The following is an 18333-nucleotide window of genomic DNA, read 5'->3' on the forward strand; positions in this document are numbered from 1 at the left end:
CTCCCTGGAGGACAAACGTGTCTAAGCGTCGTGTAGTTGTGACCGGACTTGGCATGTTGTCTCCTGTCGGCAATACCGTAGAGTCCACCTGGAAAGCTCTCCTTGCCGGTCAGAGCGGCATCAGCCTAATCGACCATTTCGATACTAGCGCCTATGCAACGAAATTTGCTGGCTTAGTAAAGGATTTTAACTGTGAAGAGATCATCTCGCGCAAAGAACAGCGCAAGATGGATGCCTTCATTCAATATGGAATTGTCGCTGGCGTTCAGGCCATGCAGGATTCTGGCCTTGAGATTACGGAAGAGAACGCAACCCGTATCGGCGCCGCTATCGGCTCCGGGATTGGCGGTCTTGGCCTGATCGAGGAAAACCATACATCGCTGATGAATGGCGGACCGCGTAAGATCAGCCCGTTCTTCGTTCCGTCCACGATTGTTAACATGGTGGCAGGTCACCTGACCATTATGTTCGGCCTGCGTGGGCCAAGCATCTCTATCGCTACTGCGTGTACGTCTGGCGTACATAACATCGGCCAGGCCGCGCGTATTATTGCGTACGGCGATGCAGATGCTATGGTTGCGGGCGGTGCTGAAAAAGCCAGTACCCCACTGGGTGTCGGTGGCTTCGGCGCGGCGCGTGCGCTCTCTACCCGTAACGATAACCCTCAGGCGGCGAGCCGTCCGTGGGATAAAGACCGCGATGGTTTCGTGCTGGGTGACGGTGCAGGTATGCTTGTACTGGAAGAGTACGAACATGCGAAAAAACGTGGCGCAAAAATTTATGCTGAAGTCGTTGGCTTCGGTATGAGCAGCGACGCTTATCACATGACGTCTCCACCGGAGAACGGCGCAGGTGCTGCGCTGGCGATGGAAAACGCGATCCGTGATGCGGGTATTACCCCGGCACAGATTGGCTACGTTAACGCGCACGGCACTTCTACGCCTGCAGGCGATAAAGCTGAAGCGCAGGCGGTTAAGTCTATCTTCGGCGAGGCTGCCAGCCGCGTTATGGTCAGTTCCACAAAATCCATGACCGGTCACCTGCTGGGTGCGGCGGGTGCAGTAGAGTCAATCTACTCCATCCTTGCGCTGCGCGATCAGGCTGTACCGCCAACCATCAACCTGGATAACCCGGATGAAGGTTGCGATCTGGACTTCGTTCCGCACGAAGCGCGCCAGGTTAGCGGTATGGAGTACACCCTGTGTAACTCCTTCGGCTTTGGCGGCACGAATGGTTCTCTGATCTTCAAAAAGGTCTGAGCCTGACTGCGCGAAAGCTATAAAAAAAGGTCCGCTTGCCGGGCCTTTTTTATTAGGGAAAATCCCCTTGTCCGGCTTTTAACATCCTGCCAGACTGAGCCTCCACGCATAAGGAGCCACCATGTTTTTAATTAATGGCCTTGAGCAAGAAACGCTGCCGGCAAGCGACAGGGCAATCCAGTTTGGCGACGGCTGCTTCACCACTGCGCGTATTCTTGACGGTGAGGTGTGCCTGCTTGACGCCCACATCCGTCGTTTACAAAAAGCCTGCGAGAAATTGCTGATTCCCTTCATGCAGTGGGACATTCTCGAGCGCGAGATGCGTCGGCTGGCATCAGGTAATACAAACGGTGTCTTAAAAGTTATCCTCAGCCGCGGCAGCGGCGGGCGAGGGTACAGCGGTGCCGCCTGTCAGCATCCCACGCGTATTCTTTCTGTATCAGCGTATCCTGCCCACTATGCGCGCTGGCGTGAGGAGGGGGTGACGCTGACGCTGAGCCCGGTACGGCTGGGGCGAAACCCAATGCTCGCCGGAATAAAACATCTTAATCGCCTTGAACAGGTGCTTATTCGTACTCATCTTGAACAGACGGACGCCGATGAGGCGCTAGTCCTTGACAGCGAAGGGTTCATTACGGAATGCTGTGCGGCTAATTTATTCTGGCGGAAGGGCCGTGAGGTATTCACCCCTTCGCTGGAGCAGGCTGGGGTTAACGGCATCATGCGTCAGTTTTGTTTGCAACAGCTGGCACATGCACGCTTTCGCGTTGTCGAAGTAAACGCGAAGGAAGAGGCGCTGCTGTCCGCCGATGAAGTTGTCATCTGCAATGCGCTGATGCCTGTTATACCCGTCCGGGCGTATGGTCAACAACGCTGGTCTTCGCGCGAGCTGTTTACGTTTTTAGCCCCGATATGTGAGCAAATCAGATAGTCATGAAGAAAATGTTGCGCTTTGTCCTTCTCCTGATCGTTGCGCTGGGTATCGCCGGCGGAGCGGGAGTATGGAAAGTTCGCCAGCTGGCGGACAGTAAAATCCTGATTAAAGACGAGACGATTTTTACCCTGAAAGCAGGTACCGGGCGGATGGCGCTCGGCGAGCAGCTATACGGGGATAAAATCATCAACCGTCCACGCGTGTTCCAGTGGTTATTGCGTATCGAGCCTGAACTGTCTCACTTCAAGGCTGGTACCTATCGCTTTACGCCCGGCATGACCGTCAGAGAGATGCTGCAGCTGCTGGAAAGCGGTAAAGAGGCACAGTTCCCGCTGCGTTTTGTCGAAGGGATGCGCCTGAGCGATTACCTCAAACAATTGCGTGATGCGCCTTACATTAAGCACACGCTCAAAGATGACCGCTATGAGACGGTCGCCGAGGTGCTGAAATTTGAACATCCTGAGTGGGTGGAAGGCTGGTTCTGGCCAGACACCTGGATGTATACGGCGGGCACGACCGATGTGGCGATTCTTAAACGGGCACACAAAAAGATGGTCGAGGCAGTTGATACCGCCTGGGAAGGGCGCATGGACGGGCTGCCTTATCAAGATCAAAACCAGTTTGTGACAATGGCCTCGATAATCGAGAAAGAGACGGCCGTGGCGGCCGAGCGCGACCGGGTCGCGTCGGTATTTATCAACCGCCTGCGCATCGGCATGCGTCTGCAAACCGACCCGACCGTCATCTACGGCATGGGCGAGAGCTATGCCGGCAAGATCTCCAGAAAAGATCTGGAAACGCCAACGGCGTATAATACCTACGTGATTAACGGCTTACCGCCGGGCCCGATAGCCACGCCGAGCGAGGCTTCGCTCAAAGCCGCCGCGCACCCGGCCAAAACACCGTATCTCTATTTTGTGGCGGACGGAAAAGGCGGGCATACCTTTAACACCAACCTTGCCAGCCACAATCGCTCTGTTCAGGACTATCTGAAGGCACTTAAGGAAAAAAATGCGCAGTAAATACATTGTCATTGAGGGACTCGAAGGGGCGGGTAAAACCACCGCCCGCAACGTGGTGGTAGATACGCTGAAATCGCTTGGCGTCGCTGACATGGTCTTTACTCGCGAGCCGGGCGGTACGCAGCTTGCGGAGAAACTGCGCAGCCTGGTGCTGGACATTAAATCCGTTGGCGATGAAGTTATCACTGACAAAGCCGAAGTGCTGATGTTCTACGCGGCCCGCGTGCAGCTGGTTGAGACCGTGATTAAACCTGCGCTGGCCGAAGGCAAGTGGGTGATCGGCGACCGTCACGATCTGTCGACTCAGGCCTATCAGGGCGGGGGACGCGGTATTGACCAGGCGATGCTGGCAACCCTTCGCGATGCCGTACTGGGTGATTTTCGCCCGGACCTGACGCTCTATCTGGATGTGACCCCGGAAGTGGGCCTCAGGCGCGCCCGCGCGCGCGGCGAACTGGACCGCATTGAGCAAGAGTCTTTCGATTTCTTTAACCGCACGCGCGCGCGCTATCTTGAACTGGCCGAGCAGGACAGTGCAATTCGTACCATTGATGCCACGCAATCTCTGGACGACGTCACGCGCGATATTCAACAGACCGTTACGCAGTGGCTAAAGGAGCAGCAGGCATGAAATGGTATCCATGGTTGCGCCCGCACTTTGAACAGCTGATCGCCAGCTATCAGGCCGGTCGGGGGCATCATGCGTTACTGATTCAGGCGTTGCCGGGAATGGGGGATGATGCGTTGATCTACGCCATCACTCGCTTCCTGATGTGCCAGCAGCCGGAAGGGCATAAAAGCTGCGGTAAATGTCGCGGCTGCCAGCTGATGCAGGCCGGCACGCATCCTGACTACTACACGCTTGAGCCTGAGAAGGGCAAAAGCGCGCTCGGTATTGATGCCGTTCGTGAAGTCAGCGAGAAACTGTATGAACATGCGCGACTGGGCGGGGCGAAAGTCGTCTGGCTCAACGACGCTGCGTTGCTTACCGAGGCGGCGGCGAACGCGCTGCTTAAAACCCTGGAAGAGCCGCCAGAAAAGACGTGGTTCTTCCTCTCATGCCGTGACCCGGGACGATTGCTGGCGACGCTGCGTAGCCGTTGCCGTCTTCATCATCTCGCGGTGCCCCAGGAATCGTGGGCGTTAAGCTGGCTGGAACGCGAGGTGACAACGTCACAGGAAAGTGCGCTGTCTGCGTTGCGCCTCAGCAGCGGCGCACCCGCGGCGGCGCTGGCATTACTGCAGCCTGACGTCTGGTCGCAGCGAGAAACGCTCTGCCGGGCCGTTGAGGCTTCACTTAACACCCAGGACTGGCTGGGTTTACTGCCCGCGCTGAATAGCGATCGGGCCGTTGAGCGTCTGCACTGGCTGGCCGCCTTATTGCTCGATGCGCTAAAAATCCAGCAAGGGGCTACGCTGCTGACTAACCCGGACGCGTGGCCCCTGGTCAACATGCTGGCGAGCCGCCTTACAGGCGCGTCTCTGCACGCTATCCTTCATGATGTTTGCGAGAGCCGCGAACAGCTTTTAACCGTGACGGGTCTTAATCGCGAGCTTTTGCTGACCGACCAGTTATTGCGTATTGAACACTACCTGCAACCAGGCGTTACGCCGCCTGTTTCCCATCTCTGAGAGAGACATTATGTTTTTAGTCGACTCACACTGCCATCTTGATGGCCTGGATTATCAATCCCTGCACAACGACGTGGATGACGTGCTGGCAAAAGCCGCTGCCCGCGATGTGAAATTTTGTCTTGCGGTGGCGACGACGCTGCCGGGGTATCGCTCAATGCGTGAGCTGGTGGGCGTTCGCGATAACGTTGTGTTCTCCTGCGGCGTTCATCCGCTGAACCAGGATGAAGAGTATGACGTAGAAGAGCTGCGCCGACTGGCAGCAGAAGAGGGCGTCGTGGCGATGGGTGAAACCGGGCTGGACTATTTTTACACGCCGGAAACGAAAGCGCGCCAGCAGGCGTCTTTCCGCAACCATATCCGCATCGGCCGCGAACTGAATAAACCGGTCATCGTGCATACCCGCGATGCACGCGCCGATACGCTGGCGATCCTCCGGGAAGAAAACGTGACGGATTGCGGTGGCGTACTACACTGTTTCACAGAAGACAGAGAAACGGCGGGTAAACTGCTTGATTTGGGGTTTTATATTTCGTTTTCCGGGATCGTGACGTTCCGTAACGCTGAGCAGCTTCGTGATGCTGCGCGCTATGTCCCGCTCGATCGCATTCTGGTGGAAACAGACTCTCCGTATCTGGCGCCGGTACCGCATCGCGGTAAAGAGAACCAGCCGGCCATGACGCGAGACGTTGCGGAGTACATGGCCGTGCTTAAAGGCGTCAGTATCGAAGAACTGGCCCGCGTCACGACGCAAAACTTCTCTGCGCTGTTCCATATCGACCCCGCCCGCCTGCAATCCGTCTGATAAGCCTGTTTTTTTTAGGCTCGTAATTAATAAGTAAAACGAGTAAAGTTCACCGCCTCATTTGGGGCGGTGACGGCGTTCTTAGAAACATCCAGACATGCTTTTTGTAAATTACTGAAAGTTTTTCGACCGTCTTAAGCTGAAACGTGATAGCCGTCAAACAAACTCAGAGGGAATTATTTTACTCTGTGTAATAAATAAAGGGCGCTTAGATGTCCTGTCCACGGCACGGTACTCCCCCCGGGCCAATGCGTGAAAGCGTAAAAAAAGCACAAATACTCAGGAGCACTCTCAATTATGTTTAAGAATGCATTTGCTAACCTGCAAAAGGTCGGTAAATCGCTGATGCTGCCAGTATCCGTACTGCCTATCGCAGGTATCCTGCTGGGTGTCGGTTCTGCTAACTTCAGCTGGCTGCCAGCCGTAGTTTCCCATGTGATGGCTGAAGCAGGCGGTTCCGTCTTTGCTAACATGCCTCTGATCTTCGCTATCGGTGTGGCGCTGGGCTTCACCAATAACGACGGCGTTTCTGCGCTGGCTGCAGTGGTTGCTTACGGCATCATGGTGAAAACCATGGCTGTGGTTGCGCCGCTGGTTCTGCATTTACCGGCAGAAGAGATTGCCGCGAAACACCTGGCAGATACCGGTGTTCTGGGCGGTATCATCTCCGGTGCGATTGCAGCGTATATGTTCAACCGCTTCTATCGCATCAAGCTGCCTGAGTATCTGGGCTTCTTCGCGGGCAAGCGTTTTGTTCCGATCATCTCTGGTCTGGCAGCGATTTTCACTGGCGTGATCCTGTCCTTCATCTGGCCACCAATCGGTTCCGCTATCCAGACCTTCTCTCAGTGGGCTGCTTACCAGAACCCGGTTGTCGCGTTCGGTATCTACGGCTTCATCGAGCGTTGCCTGGTACCATTCGGTCTGCACCACATCTGGAACGTTCCATTCCAGATGCAGATTGGTGAATTCACCAACGCAGCAGGCCAGGTGTTCCACGGCGATATCCCACGTTATATGGCGGGTGACCCAACTGCAGGTAAACTGTCTGGTGGCTTCCTGTTCAAAATGTACGGTCTGCCGGCTGCTGCGATTGCAATCTGGCACTCTGCTAAGCCAGAAAACCGTGCAAAAGTGGGCGGTATCATGATCTCCGCAGCGCTGACCTCGTTCCTGACCGGTATCACCGAGCCGATCGAGTTCTCCTTCATGTTCGTTGCGCCGATCCTGTACATCATCCACGCTGTACTGGCTGGCCTGGCGTTCCCAATCTGTATCCTGCTGGGTATGCGTGACGGTACGTCCTTCTCTCACGGTCTGATCGACTTCATCGTTCTGTCCGGTAACAGCAGCAAGCTGTGGCTGTTCCCAATCGTGGGTGCGTGCTACGCCGTTGTTTACTACACCATCTTCCGCGTGCTGATCAAAGCACTGGACCTGAAAACTCCGGGTCGTGAAGATGCAACTGAAGACAGCAAAGCAGGCGCGACAAGCGAAATGGCTCCGGCACTGGTTGCTGCGTTCGGCGGTAAAGAGAACATCACTAACCTGGACGCGTGCATCACTCGTCTGCGTGTGAGCGTTGCCGACGTTGCGAAAGTGGACCAGCCGGGTCTGAAAAAACTGGGGGCAGCGGGCGTGGTTGTTGCAGGTTCGGGCGTTCAGGCAATCTTCGGTACCAAATCCGATAACCTGAAAACCGAAATGGATGAGTACATCCGCAACAGCTAAGCTGTGACCTGGGGAGACTAAGGCAGCCGAATGGCTGCCTTTTTTATTGCTGTGGTTTGTCGTGCCAACACTCAGAAGTCGTAGCTTGCGCTCACCGAGACGTTAAGCGGTGTGCCATAAACCACGTAAGAGCCGACGTAATCGTAATACTCTTTGTCGAACAGGTTGTTAACGTTCGCCTGAACAGCAAAATCTTTGGTGACCTGATAGCGGCTGAACAGGTTAACCAGCCCGTAGCTGCCTTGCTCTGCGCGGGATTGTCCCGCCGGGCCGCCGTCCACATCCGTCCACACTTTGTTCTGCCAGTTTACGCCACCGCCCACCGTCAGCGCCGGCAGCATTGGCAGTTGATAACGGGTAAACAGCTTCATCGTCGTGCGCGGCTGATCGGAACTGACAGCGTTGCCGTTCTTATCTTCTGCAATGTAGCGGGTCGCGCCGAACGTCAGCTGCCAGTTATCGGTCAGGGCGCCGTTTAGCTCGAACTCAATCCCTTTGCTGACCACGCCGTCCAGCGATTCATAAATCGACTCACCGCTCGGCATGTAGGTATAGGTGTTGCTCGCCACGTTATCCTGCTCAATGCGGAAAATCGCCAGCGAGGTGGTCAGACGGGTATTGAACCAGTCTGCCTTTACGCCGGCTTCGTAGCTTTTGCCCGTGGTTGGATCGAGATAGCGTCCGCTGGCGTCACGCTTGTCCTGCGGCTGGAAGATGGAGGTATAGCTGACGTAGGTCGACCAGTCTTCGCTGATATCGTAGACCAGGCCCGCGTAAGGCGTTACGTCATCTTTGGTGCTTTCCAGCCGGGTATCAGGAGAGCCCGCCGGGTTATAGCGAATGTTGTAGTTGGTGTAGCGCGCCCCGAGGATCAGGTGCAGCGGGTCGGCCAGCGAGAAGCGGGCGGAGGTATACGCTGAGGACTGGCGAATGTCGTCCTGGCTGTAGAGCTTCCACGGCGTCCACTGCGGATCGGCGATATTTCCGTTCCAGTTTTTGAAGTTCCCCACGTCCACCATGCCGTACAGGGCATCCGGCATTCTGTTGTCATAGTGGTTGCGCTGTCGGCTGAAGCTGCCGCCAAACATCATCTCATGCTGGCGGCCAAAAAGATCGAAGCCGCCGCGCAGGAAGGCATCAACCGCATCCTGTTTGCGTTCACCTCTGTTCCAGCCGCCGTAGCCCACCATGCCCGCACCGGTCTCTTTATCCGGATAGCCGGACATATACATCAGCTTGCTGTCGAAGTTGGTCTCCGCGTGCATGCCGTTGACGTGCGCTTCCCAGCCGTTGTCGAAACGCTGGGTCAGGTTAGCGAAGATGCGGGTGCTGTCCTTGTCCGAGTAGGCCCAGTCAGGCGCGACGGTCTGGCTGCGATTGTAGTCGGTTTTACTGCCGTCGCTGTACCAGGTCGGCAATCCGCCCCAGGTCGGATCGGCGGTGTGGCTTTCCTGATATTCATAGCCCACAGAGAGGGTGGTGCTGTCGGTGACGTCCGCATCCACCACGCCGTAGAGGAATTTCTTCCGGTAGTGGTAGTTGTCCACGAAGCTGTCGTTGTCCTGGTAGCCCGTAATCAGGCGTCCCCGTACCTTCCCGGACTCTACCAGCGGTGCCTGGAGATCCAGCACGTAGCGCTGCTTATCCCAGCTGCCGTAGCTGGCCGAGACATTGCCTTTGAATTCATTGCTATCCGCATGCTTACGCACCATATTGACGTACGCCGCCGGGTTGCCGGTGCCGGACATCAGCCCGGTCGCGCCGCGAACCACTTCGATACGGTCGTAAATCGCGGTATCGGCGGCGGTGTCGCCGAAGTTCCACACCTCGCTGATGGAGGTTGGCAGGTCGTCAAAGGCGTAGTTACTAACGAAAAATCCGCGCGAGTAAAATACGGTACGGTCGCTGTCCTGCACCTGCGCCGTTACGCCAGTCGTGTTGGTTAACACCTGGCCGATAGACTGCAGATTTTGATCCGCCATGCGCTGTTGGCTAATGACGCTAACGGACTGTGGGATATCGCGTGGCACGAGGAGTAGTTTGGTCCCCGTGGTGGTGGTCTTTACGCTGTAATCCCGATCCTGCCCGCTGGCGGCATCCGGGGCGCTATCGAAACCGCCCTCAACCACAACGGTATCTTCGCCCGTGGCGGCGGCAAAACTCACGGCTGGCATCAATGCCATGGCAATACAGGCTGCCAGCAACGAAGGCGTTGCGACAGGCTGACGTTGCCCATCCCTGGTGTGATGATTGAAAGACATTATCAAACCCTTAATGAACGATGAAGGTGAGCTGCATCAGTCCCGCTGACACGGTCTGACGTCGTTTTCTATGTTAAAAATGCGCATGAAAATGCAAATGCGAAATATACGCATTGCTATTAATGCTGTAAACAGATGTGTCATGCGAAACTGAAATAATGTTTCAGCCCGTTAAGGCGCGCGAGCGGTCACTCTTCAGTCAGCTGATGAATATTCAGCAAAGAATTCGGGGGAGAAGGTTGAAAGGACAGGAGAAACTCGCTCATACTCTTGAATTGTGTCACACAGTCCTCCAGAGAGTGTGTTAACAGCGGACGCACCTAACAAAAAAGGAAAAGGTCATGGCTGAAGAAACGATTTTCAGTAAAATTATTCGCCGCGAAATCCCGTCGGATATCGTCTATCAGGATGAACTGGTAACTGCTTTCCGGGACATTTCCCCTCAGGCACCGACACACATCCTTATCATTCCCAATATTCTGATTCCTACCGTAAACGACGTAAAAACCGAGCACGAAGTGGCGTTAGGTCGTATGCTGACGGTGGCTGCGAAAATTGCCGAGCAGGAAGGTATAGCGGAAGACGGCTATCGTCTGATCATGAACTGTAATCGTCATGGCGGCCAGGAAGTTTATCATATTCACATGCATCTGCTGGGTGGACGTCCGCTGGGACCGATGCTGGCTCACAAAGGTCTGTAACATGTTTAAAGGGCGTATTGCAGCGCTGGTAATGACGATGATGATTGTGGGGTGCAGCACGCGTCCGGCGATCCCCGTCAGCGATGAACAGACGCTGGTAATGGAATCCTCCGTGCTGGCTGCGGGCATCACGGCGCAACAGCCCGCGCTGACCATCAGTGAAATTAAATCTTCTGCCTCCTCTACGCTCTTTAACGAAAGAAATGAACCGGTGACGGTCCACTACCGTTTCTTCTGGTATGACGTAAGAGGTCTTGAGATGCACCCGCTGGAGGCGCCGCGCAGCGTCACTCTTCCGGCAAGGTCGTCGGTAACGCTCTATGACAGCGCCAGCTATCTGGGTGCGCATAAGGTGAGACTTTATCTTTATCTCTAAGGGGTGAACCTTGATTAAAAATATGAGCCGTTATGCGCTCGTGACCGCATTCGCGCTGTTCCTCGCAGGGTGTGTGACCCGTACAGAACAGCCAGCTCCCGTGGAAGAGGCAAAGCCGGGTACCGAGCAGCCGACACCACCAACGCAGACCCAGCCAACCGTGCCGTCTGTACCGTCTATTCCGGCACAGCCTGGCCCGATAGAGCATCAGGACCAGACGTCACAGCCTGCGCCGCGCGTGCGCCATTACGACTGGAACGGTGCGATGCAGCCGATGGTCGGTAAAATGCTGCAGGCTCAGGGCGTGACGGCAGGCAGCGTACTGCTGGTCGATAGCGTGAATAACCGCACCAACGGTTCGCTGAACGCGGGCGAAGCGACAGAAACGCTGCGCAACGCGCTGGCAAACAACGGTAAGTTTACGCTGGTCTCTGCTCAGCAGCTCGCGTTAGCCAAACAGCAGCTGGGGCTGTCGCCGCAGGATAGCCTCGGCACCCGCAGCAAGGCGATTGGCATTGCCCGCAACGTTGGCGCCCAGTATGTGCTGTACTCTAACGCGACCGGTAACGTGAATACCCCAGCCCTGCAGATGCAGCTGATGCTGGTTCAGACAGGCGAAATTATCTGGTCAGGTAAAGGTGCGGTTACGCAACAATGACACCACGCGTGAAGAGATTCTGACGCGTTATTTTCCACAGTACCGCCTTATCGCGCCGCAGGCCCACTCCGGGCTTAGCGGCGCGAGTTGCATTATAGCGCAGGGCGCGCACCGTCTGGTCCTGCGGCAGAACCACGATCCCTTCGCCCCGGCTTTCCAGTTTCGCCGTCAGTTTCGCGCTCTCAAACGTCTTCCATCGGATCTCGTGCCTGAACCCCGTTTTTTCAAGCAGGGCTGGATGGCCGTTGACTATCTGGAGGGGGAGGTGAAAAGCGCGCTGCCGGACACCCCAGCGCTTGCGGCGATGCTGTATCATCTGCACCAGCAACAGCGTCTGGGGTGGCGAATCGCCTTACTTCCGCTGCTGGAAAACTACTGGCAACAAGCCTCTCCAGCAAGACGTACCCCGGTGTGGCTTGCGCATCTCAAACGGCTGCGTAAAGCGGGCGAGCCGCAACCGATTCGGCTCTCGCCGTTACATATGGATGTGCACGCCGGGAACATCGTGCATACGCCACAGGGAGCCAGGCTTATCGACTGGGAATATGCCGGAGATGGCGATGTGGCGCTGGAGCTGGCCGCGGTCTGGACGGACAGTGAAGCCGCGCGGCAGAAACTCATCAGAGAATATGCCAGAGTGGCGCACGTTGACGCCGATGCGCTGGCCCGCCAGGTGAGGCGCTGGCGGCCCTGGGTCATCATGCTGATGGCGGGCTGGTTTGAGATGCGTTTGCAGCAGTCCAGAGATAAACAATTTATTGCGCTGGCAGACGATGCCTGGCGCCAGTTACAAACTAAAGGATAAGAGAGGTGAGTGTGGGTCCAGTCATGTTGGATGTAGAAGGGTTTGAGCTGGATGCGGAGGAGCGTGAAATTCTGGCGCATCCGCTGGTGGGCGGCCTGATCCTGTTTACCCGCAACTATCACGATCCGGCGCAGCTGCGGGAACTGGTGCGCCAGATCCGCGCCGCGTCGCGCAATCATCTGGTGGTGGCCGTCGATCAGGAGGGTGGCCGCGTGCAGCGTTTTCGCGACGGTTTTACCCGCCTGCCGGCAGCCCAGTCTTTTGCCGCGCTGCTCGGCACGGAAGAGGGTGGGAAACTGGCGCAGGAAGCCGGCTGGCTGATGGCCAGTGAAATGATCGCCATGGATATCGATATCAGCTTTGCTCCGGTACTGGACGTGGGCCACATCAGCGCCGCGATTGGCGAGCGCTCATACCATGAAGATCCGCGTATTGCGCTGGCAATGGCGACCCGGTTTATCGACGGGATGCACGAGGCGGGAATGAAAACCACCGGGAAACACTTCCCGGGCCACGGGGCGGTGACGGCGGATTCCCATAAAGAGACGCCGCGCGACCCGCGTCCGGAAGAGGAAATTCGCGCCAAAGATATGTCGGTGTTCCGCTCGCTTATCACCGATAACAAGCTGGACGCCATCATGCCGGCGCACGTGATTTACAGCGACGTCGATCCGCGCCCTGCCAGCGGCTCCCCGCACTGGCTGAAAACCGTTCTGCGCCAGGAGCTGGGCTTCAACGGCGTCATTTTCTCCGACGATTTGTCGATGGAAGGGGCGGCAATTATGGGCAGCTACGCGGAACGCGGCCAGGCGTCGCTGGACGCAGGTTGCGATATGATCCTGGTCTGCAATAATCGTAAAGGTGCCGTTAGCGTGTTGGATAACCTGTCACCGATCAATGCAGAGCGTGTTACGCATTTGTATCATAAAGGTTCATTTAGCCGTCAGGAGCTGATGGATTCGGCGCGCTGGAAGTCGGTCAACGCCCGGCTTGAAGACCTGAACGAGCGCTGGCAGGCACACAAAGCCAGCCTGTAAACCCTCCCGGAAGGCGTAGCGTGGTGAGAAGACGATGATCATCTATTTACACGGTTTTGACTCAAACAGTCCTGGTAATCATGAGAAGGTGCTGCAGCTGCAGTTTATCGATCCCGATGTACGGCTGATTAGCTACAGTACGCGCCATCCGAAGCATGATATGCAGCATCTGCTCAAAGAGGTGGATAAGATGCTGCAGCTTAACGTCGACGATCGCCCGTTGATTTGCGGCGTGGGGCTGGGCGGCTACTGGGCGGAGCGGATTGGCTTCCTGTGCGACATTCGCCAGGTGGTCTTCAATCCTAACCTTTTCCCGAATGAGAACATGGAAGGCAAAATTGACCGCCCGGAAGAGTATGTCGATATTGCGACCAAGTGCGTGAGCAACTTCCGTGAGAAAAACCGCGATCGCTGTCTGGCGATCCTCTCGCGTAATGATGAGGCTCTCAACAGCCACCGGACCGCAGAGCTGCTGCATCACTATTACGAGATCGTCTGGGACGAAGAGCAGACCCACAAGTTTAAGAATATCTCTCCGCACCTCCAGCGCATCAAGGCCTTTAAAACGCTGGGCTAAACCCAGCCTGCCGCTTCAGAAACCCGGTCGTGAACACGCACCGGGTTTCTTTTTGTCCAGAATTGTCTACTTTTAAGCCATCAAAACTTGATGCATATCAATTTTGGTATGACCAATGCGCCTGACGTGATATTCTCAATGCACCTGAATGGTTTCAGTGCTGTAACCTGTTGTTAATTAAGGGTTATTTTTATAACTTTTAATTAACAATTGGTTAATAATTTGAGGGGGTCACGTTGACTACGCCATTGAAAAAGATAGTGATTGTAGGCGGTGGTGCCGGCGGGCTGGAGCTGGCCACACAGTTGGGCAAGAAGCTGGGGCGCGGTAAAAAAGCCAAAATCACGCTGGTGGATCGTAACCACAGCCACCTGTGGAAGCCGCTGCTGCACGAAGTGGCGACCGGCTCGCTGGATGAGGGCGTGGACGCGCTGAGCTATCTGGCGCACGCGCGCAACCATCATTTCCAGTTCCAGCTGGGCTCGGTGGTGGACATCAACCGTGAAAGCAAAACCATTACCCTGGCCGAGCTGCGTGATGAAAAAGGCGAGCTGCTGGTCCCCGAGCGCAAGCTGGCGTATGACACGCTGGTGATGGCGCTCGGCAGTACCTCTAACGATTTCAACACGCCGGGCGTGAAAGAGCACTGTATCTTCCTCGATAACCCGCACCAGGCGCGTCGTTTCCACCAGGAAATGCTGAACCTGTTCCTGAAGTACACCAGCAATCTGGGTGCGAATGGCAAGGTTAACATTGCCATTGTCGGCGGCGGCGCGACGGGTGTTGAGCTGTCCGCGGAGCTGCACAATGCGGTGAAACAGCTGCACAGCTACGGCTATAAAGGGTTAACCAACGAAGCGCTGAACGTGACGCTGGTTGAAGCGGGTGAACGCATTCTGCCTGCGCTGCCTCCGCGCATTTCCGGCGCAGCGCACAATGAACTGACTAAACTGGGCGTGCGCGTACTGACGCAGACCATGGTGACCAGCGCTGACGAAGGTGGTCTGCACACCAAAGACGGCGAGTACATCAAAGCGGATCTGATGGTCTGGGCGGCAGGTATCAAAGCGCCTGACTTTATGAAAGATATCGGCGGTCTGGAGACGAACCGCATTAACCAGCTGGTAACGGAGCCAACGCTGCAAACCACGCGTGACCCTGAAATCTTCGCTATTGGTGACTGTGCCTCCTGCGCGCGTCCTGAAGGGGGCTTCGTGCCGCCGCGTGCTCAGGCCGCTCACCAGATGGCAAGCCTGGTGCTGCACAACATTCTGGCGCAGTACAAAGGCAAGCCAATGAAGGCCTATGTCTATAAAGACCACGGTTCTCTGGTATCGCTGTCAAACTTCTCTACCGTCGGTAGCCTGATGGGTAACCTGATGCGTGGCTCGATGATGGTGGAAGGGCGCATTGCACGCTTCGTGTATATCTCCCTTTACCGTATGCACCAGATCGCGCTGCACGGCTACTTTAAAACGGGCCTGATGATGCTGGTGGGCAGAATCAACCGCGTCATTCGTCCACGTCTGAAGCTGCACTAATCTTTCACTCCCTCCGGGCCCTCCGGAGGGATTTTTTAGCATATCATGCTGCTCGTCGTGGATTAGGTGCCTAAGAGTTCTCCTAAACACGATATATCTCTCCCCGATGCCCACTTTTTGATCCTTTGTCTTATTGGCGAAGCCGCGCCTCCATTGCAGAATTGTTACCAATAGCAACAAAGGAGGAAGTCCCGTGAATAAATCAATGTTGGCGGGTATAGGGATCGGCGTCGCAGCTGCGTTAGGTGTGGCTGCTGTTGCCAGTCTCAACGTTTTAGATCGCGGCCCGCAGTATGCGCAGGTGGTTTCCGCAACGCCTATTAAAGAAACCGTAAAAACCCCTCGTCAGGAGTGCCGTAACGTCTCCGTAACCCACCGTCGTCCGGTACAGGATGAAAACCGTATTGCCGGCTCTGTTCTCGGTGCGGTAGCGGGTGGGGTGATTGGTCACCAGTTTGGCGGTGGCCGGGGTAAAGATGTCGCGACCGTAGTCGGCGCGCTGGGTGGCGGCTATGCCGGTAACCAAGTGCAGGGCGCGATGCAGGATAACGATACCTACACCACGACCCAGCAGCGCTGTAAAACCGTCTATGACAAGTCGGAAAAAATGCTGGGTTATGACGTGACCTACAAGATTGGCGATCAGCAGGGCAAAATCCGTATGGATAAAGACCCGGGCACCCAAATTCCACTGGACGGAAATGGCCAGCTGGTACTGAATAACAAAGCGTAAAAAAGATGTTCTCTGAACTTAGCTCCTCAAGCGCTCAGGCTGAGGAGCTTTTTTTTGCGTCAGATTTTGAGCAGTTCTGGCCACAGGCGCAGCGTGGTGTCGGAAATGTTCTGCAGTTTTTCGAGCGTCGCCCCTTCACGGGCGCTGATCGACATTCCCTGCAAAATACAGCTCAGGTACTGCGCCAGCATCTGAGGCTGGCAGTGCGCGGGAATTTCACCGCGCTGCTGGCGCTGAGCCAGAAATGCGCTGAGCGTCTCCTCCTGCATCGCATGACGCGATTTCACCGTATTGGCGATCTCTTTCGATGCTGCCGCCAGGGTGGCAGAGGTGTTAATCATAAAGCAGCCCGCGGGCGTCTCTTTACTGGTGAAACAGGTGGCAACGGCGGTGAAATAATCCCGTAGCGCCTGTTCCACGCTTTTCTCTTCACAAAATAGCTGGGCTTCGTGTTTCGCTGCAAAGCGCGAAATGTACCTGTCCAGCACCGCCCTGAACAGCCCCTCTTTATTGGTAAATTCAGCATAAAGCGTCGGCGCTTTGGCTCCGGTAGCTTCTACCAGATCGGAAAGCGAGGTCGCTTCATACCCATGTTGCCAGAAGAGAGTCATGGCCTTATCAAGCGCTGCATCCCTGTCAAACACTTTTGGTCGGCCACGGCTTTTCTTCGCACAACTCGTGACGTCGGTTGTCATTTGCCGTTGGTCCTCTGTTGGTTTGTTGAATGACCATTATAAAAATAAACGCAACCCACCACCAGTGCAGAATGCTTAAAAATAAATTAATCATATATGTATGAAAAATAACGACTTTAAAATTTAATTAATGCTCGTTATAAAAATATGTTGACGCGTGAGCTGGATCACATTTATGATTTACCTATCGATCGTTAACTAAATAGCTAACGACCTAAAAATTCATCTGCCAAAGGTAAACATTATGAAAAACGTAAAAACCCTCATCGCTGCTGCTGTTCTGAGTTCACTCTCTTTCGCAAGCTTCGCTGCTGTACAGGTACAATCCACTCCAGCCGATCAGCATAAAGTCGGGACGATCTCTGCGTCTGCCGGGACTAACCTGAGCTCACTGGAAGATCAGCTGGCACAAAAAGCGGAAGCAATGGGTGCAAAATCTTACCGCATCACCTCCGTGACCGGTCCTAACACCCTGCACGGCACCGCTGTCATCTACAAATAAGCCGGGCATAAACCCTCATTTATGCCACTGCAATAAAAAACGCCCTGCTAAGCAGGGCGTTTTACTTTCCGTCTTACATGGACTGCTGGACGACATCGTGATGCCGGGTGACATCGGTCGGCATGCCTGACCGCGCTTCCATCGCGCGCTCCATCACCAGGTTATCGGTATTCGCATTCGTTTTGAAGCTCACCATCGCGGCATTCAGGTTAATGGGTAACGTCTGCGGATCGTCGCCAATATTTTTCGATAGCGGCTGGTGAATCTCAACCAGCCGCACGCCGCCTGGCTCTTCAGAGACCTTAATCGGCGTGTTGATAATATTCACCTTCGTTCCCGGCGTAACCACGTTAAACAGCGTTTTGATATCGTCATCGCGCAGACGAATACAGCCGGAGCTGACGCGCATGCCGATGCCAAAATCCGCGTTTGTGCCGTGCAGCAGGTAAACGCCGCCGTATGCGGCAAGGCGGATCGCGTGGTGGCCCATCGGGTTATCCGGGCCTGCCGGAACCACGGCAGGAAGTTCGATGCCCTGGGCCTTATAGCGGGCGCGAATGTTGGCCGTCGGCGTCCAGGTTGGGTTGGCGCGTTTATCCGAGACGGTGGTGACCATCGTTGGCGTCAGCGTATCGCCGCCCAGCTGACCAATACCGATAGGGTAGACGGTGACCTCATTTTTACCCGGCGGGTAATAGTACAGACGCAGCTCCGCCAGGTTAATCACGATCCCCTCGCGCGGGGCGTCCGGCAGGATAGTCTGTAACGGGATGGTCAGTACGCTGCCCGCGCGCGGAACGTACGGGTCGACGCCGGGGTTCGCCTGCAGCAGGGCCAGAAAACCGACGTTATATTTTTTGGCTATTGCTTCCAGTGAGCCACCATTGTTTTCAACCACATGAAAGCGGTTTTCGCCCACCACCTTGCTGCCGAGCGGGGGAAGGGGCCAGGTGTTTGCTCGCGCAGGAAGCGCAACCGCGACGGTGGCTGCCAGCGCAAACAGGGTTATCCAGCGGGTAAAACGCGAAGAGGTCATCATCACCATAATCCATACAAATGATAAG

Annotated in this window: 19 protein-coding genes; 16 read left to right on the top strand and 3 right to left on the bottom strand. The window is 55.6% G+C overall.

Annotated elements, in window-relative coordinates:
- The first annotated feature begins 17 nt into the window (after positions 1-17).
- From fabF to ptsG, 7 genes are all read left to right on the top strand, one after another.
- Entirely contained in the window at positions 18-1259 is a 1242-nt protein-coding gene (fabF, locus tag USG84_RS03025) for a beta-ketoacyl-ACP synthase II (RefSeq protein WP_045630098.1), read from the top strand.
- Positions 1260-1380: 121 nt separating this feature from the next.
- Complete coding sequence (gene pabC, locus USG84_RS03030) at positions 1381-2190, top strand: aminodeoxychorismate lyase (RefSeq protein ID WP_151413183.1); 810 nt, start codon at positions 1381-1383, stop codon at positions 2188-2190.
- A 2-nt stretch (positions 2191-2192) separates the two neighbouring features.
- On the top strand, positions 2193-3215 hold the full coding sequence (gene yceG, locus USG84_RS03035; protein ID WP_253541557.1) for a cell division protein YceG: 1023 nt from the start codon (positions 2193-2195) through the stop codon (positions 3213-3215).
- A complete protein-coding gene (gene tmk, locus USG84_RS03040) occupies positions 3205-3846 on the top strand; it encodes a dTMP kinase (RefSeq protein WP_151413184.1) in 642 nt (213 codons plus the stop codon). Before yceG ends, tmk begins: the two co-directional genes overlap by 11 nt.
- Entirely contained in the window at positions 3843-4847 is a 1005-nt protein-coding gene (holB, locus tag USG84_RS03045; RefSeq protein WP_151413185.1) for a DNA polymerase III subunit delta', read from the top strand. Before tmk ends, holB begins: the two co-directional genes overlap by 4 nt.
- Before the next feature lie 10 nt (positions 4848-4857).
- Complete coding sequence (locus USG84_RS03050) at positions 4858-5652, top strand: metal-dependent hydrolase (protein WP_151413186.1); 795 nt, start codon at positions 4858-4860, stop codon at positions 5650-5652.
- Positions 5653-5949: 297 nt separating this feature from the next.
- Positions 5950-7383, top strand: coding sequence for a PTS glucose transporter subunit IIBC (gene ptsG / locus USG84_RS03055; protein WP_028012724.1), 1434 nt, complete (start codon positions 5950-5952; stop codon positions 7381-7383).
- Between the two features lie 71 nt (positions 7384-7454).
- Here the strand turns inward: ptsG and fhuE are convergent, their stop codons facing one another.
- Positions 7455-9644 (bottom strand): ferric-rhodotorulic acid/ferric-coprogen receptor FhuE, encoded by a 2190-nt coding sequence (fhuE, locus tag USG84_RS03060; protein WP_253541563.1) that lies wholly within the window; start codon positions 9642-9644, stop codon positions 7455-7457.
- A gap of 341 nt (positions 9645-9985) precedes the next feature.
- On the opposite strand from fhuE, the gene hinT reads away from it, so the two are divergent.
- From hinT to USG84_RS03100, 8 genes are all read left to right on the top strand, one after another.
- Complete coding sequence (gene hinT / locus USG84_RS03065) at positions 9986-10345, top strand: purine nucleoside phosphoramidase (RefSeq protein ID WP_006809243.1); 360 nt, start codon at positions 9986-9988, stop codon at positions 10343-10345.
- 1 nt (position 10346) lies between these two features.
- Entirely contained in the window at positions 10347-10721 is a 375-nt protein-coding gene (locus USG84_RS03070) for a YcfL family protein (RefSeq protein ID WP_061098564.1), read from the top strand.
- Between the two features lie 13 nt (positions 10722-10734).
- Positions 10735-11379, top strand: a complete 645-nt coding sequence (lpoB, locus tag USG84_RS03075) for a penicillin-binding protein activator LpoB (protein ID WP_151413267.1) — start codon at positions 10735-10737, stop codon at positions 11377-11379.
- Positions 11360-12184 carry a thiamine kinase gene (gene thiK / locus USG84_RS03080; RefSeq protein WP_151413187.1) on the top strand — a complete coding sequence of 275 codons (825 nt, stop codon included), beginning with the start codon at positions 11360-11362 and terminating at the stop codon, positions 12182-12184. Before lpoB ends, thiK begins: the two co-directional genes overlap by 20 nt.
- Before the next feature lie 11 nt (positions 12185-12195).
- A complete protein-coding gene (gene nagZ, locus USG84_RS03085) occupies positions 12196-13221 on the top strand; it encodes a beta-N-acetylhexosaminidase (RefSeq protein WP_151413268.1) in 1026 nt (341 codons plus the stop codon).
- A 34-nt stretch (positions 13222-13255) separates the two neighbouring features.
- The gene (gene ycfP / locus USG84_RS03090; protein ID WP_151413188.1) at positions 13256-13798 is read left to right on the top strand and encodes an alpha/beta hydrolase YcfP; all 543 of its coding nucleotides are present in this window, start codon (positions 13256-13258) and stop codon (positions 13796-13798) included.
- Between the two features lie 236 nt (positions 13799-14034).
- Positions 14035-15339 (top strand): NAD(P)/FAD-dependent oxidoreductase, encoded by a 1305-nt coding sequence (locus USG84_RS03095; RefSeq protein WP_028012730.1) that lies wholly within the window; start codon positions 14035-14037, stop codon positions 15337-15339.
- A 193-nt stretch (positions 15340-15532) separates the two neighbouring features.
- Positions 15533-16072 (top strand): glycine zipper 2TM domain-containing protein, encoded by a 540-nt coding sequence (locus USG84_RS03100; RefSeq protein ID WP_028012731.1) that lies wholly within the window; start codon positions 15533-15535, stop codon positions 16070-16072.
- Between the two features lie 59 nt (positions 16073-16131).
- On the opposite strand, the gene comR is transcribed toward USG84_RS03100, so the two are convergent.
- Positions 16132-16767: a TetR family copper-responsive transcriptional repressor ComR gene (gene comR / locus USG84_RS03105; RefSeq protein ID WP_061098561.1), complete on the bottom strand. Its 636-nt coding sequence runs from the start codon at positions 16765-16767 to the stop codon at positions 16132-16134.
- A 244-nt stretch (positions 16768-17011) separates the two neighbouring features.
- Between comR and bhsA the strand changes: the two genes are divergently transcribed.
- Positions 17012-17269 carry a multiple stress resistance protein BhsA gene (gene bhsA / locus USG84_RS03110; RefSeq protein WP_045630104.1) on the top strand — a complete coding sequence of 86 codons (258 nt, stop codon included), beginning with the start codon at positions 17012-17014 and terminating at the stop codon, positions 17267-17269.
- 73 nt (positions 17270-17342) lie between these two features.
- Here the strand turns inward: bhsA and ldtC are convergent, their stop codons facing one another.
- Positions 17343-18308: a L,D-transpeptidase LdtC gene (ldtC, locus tag USG84_RS03115; RefSeq protein ID WP_253541569.1), complete on the bottom strand. Its 966-nt coding sequence runs from the start codon at positions 18306-18308 to the stop codon at positions 17343-17345.
- Between the last annotated feature and the right edge of the window lie 25 nt (positions 18309-18333).

Source organism: Enterobacter sp. 168J2 (genome assembly GCF_034107265.1).
Lineage (GTDB): Bacteria > Pseudomonadota > Gammaproteobacteria > Enterobacterales > Enterobacteriaceae > Enterobacter > Enterobacter nematophilus.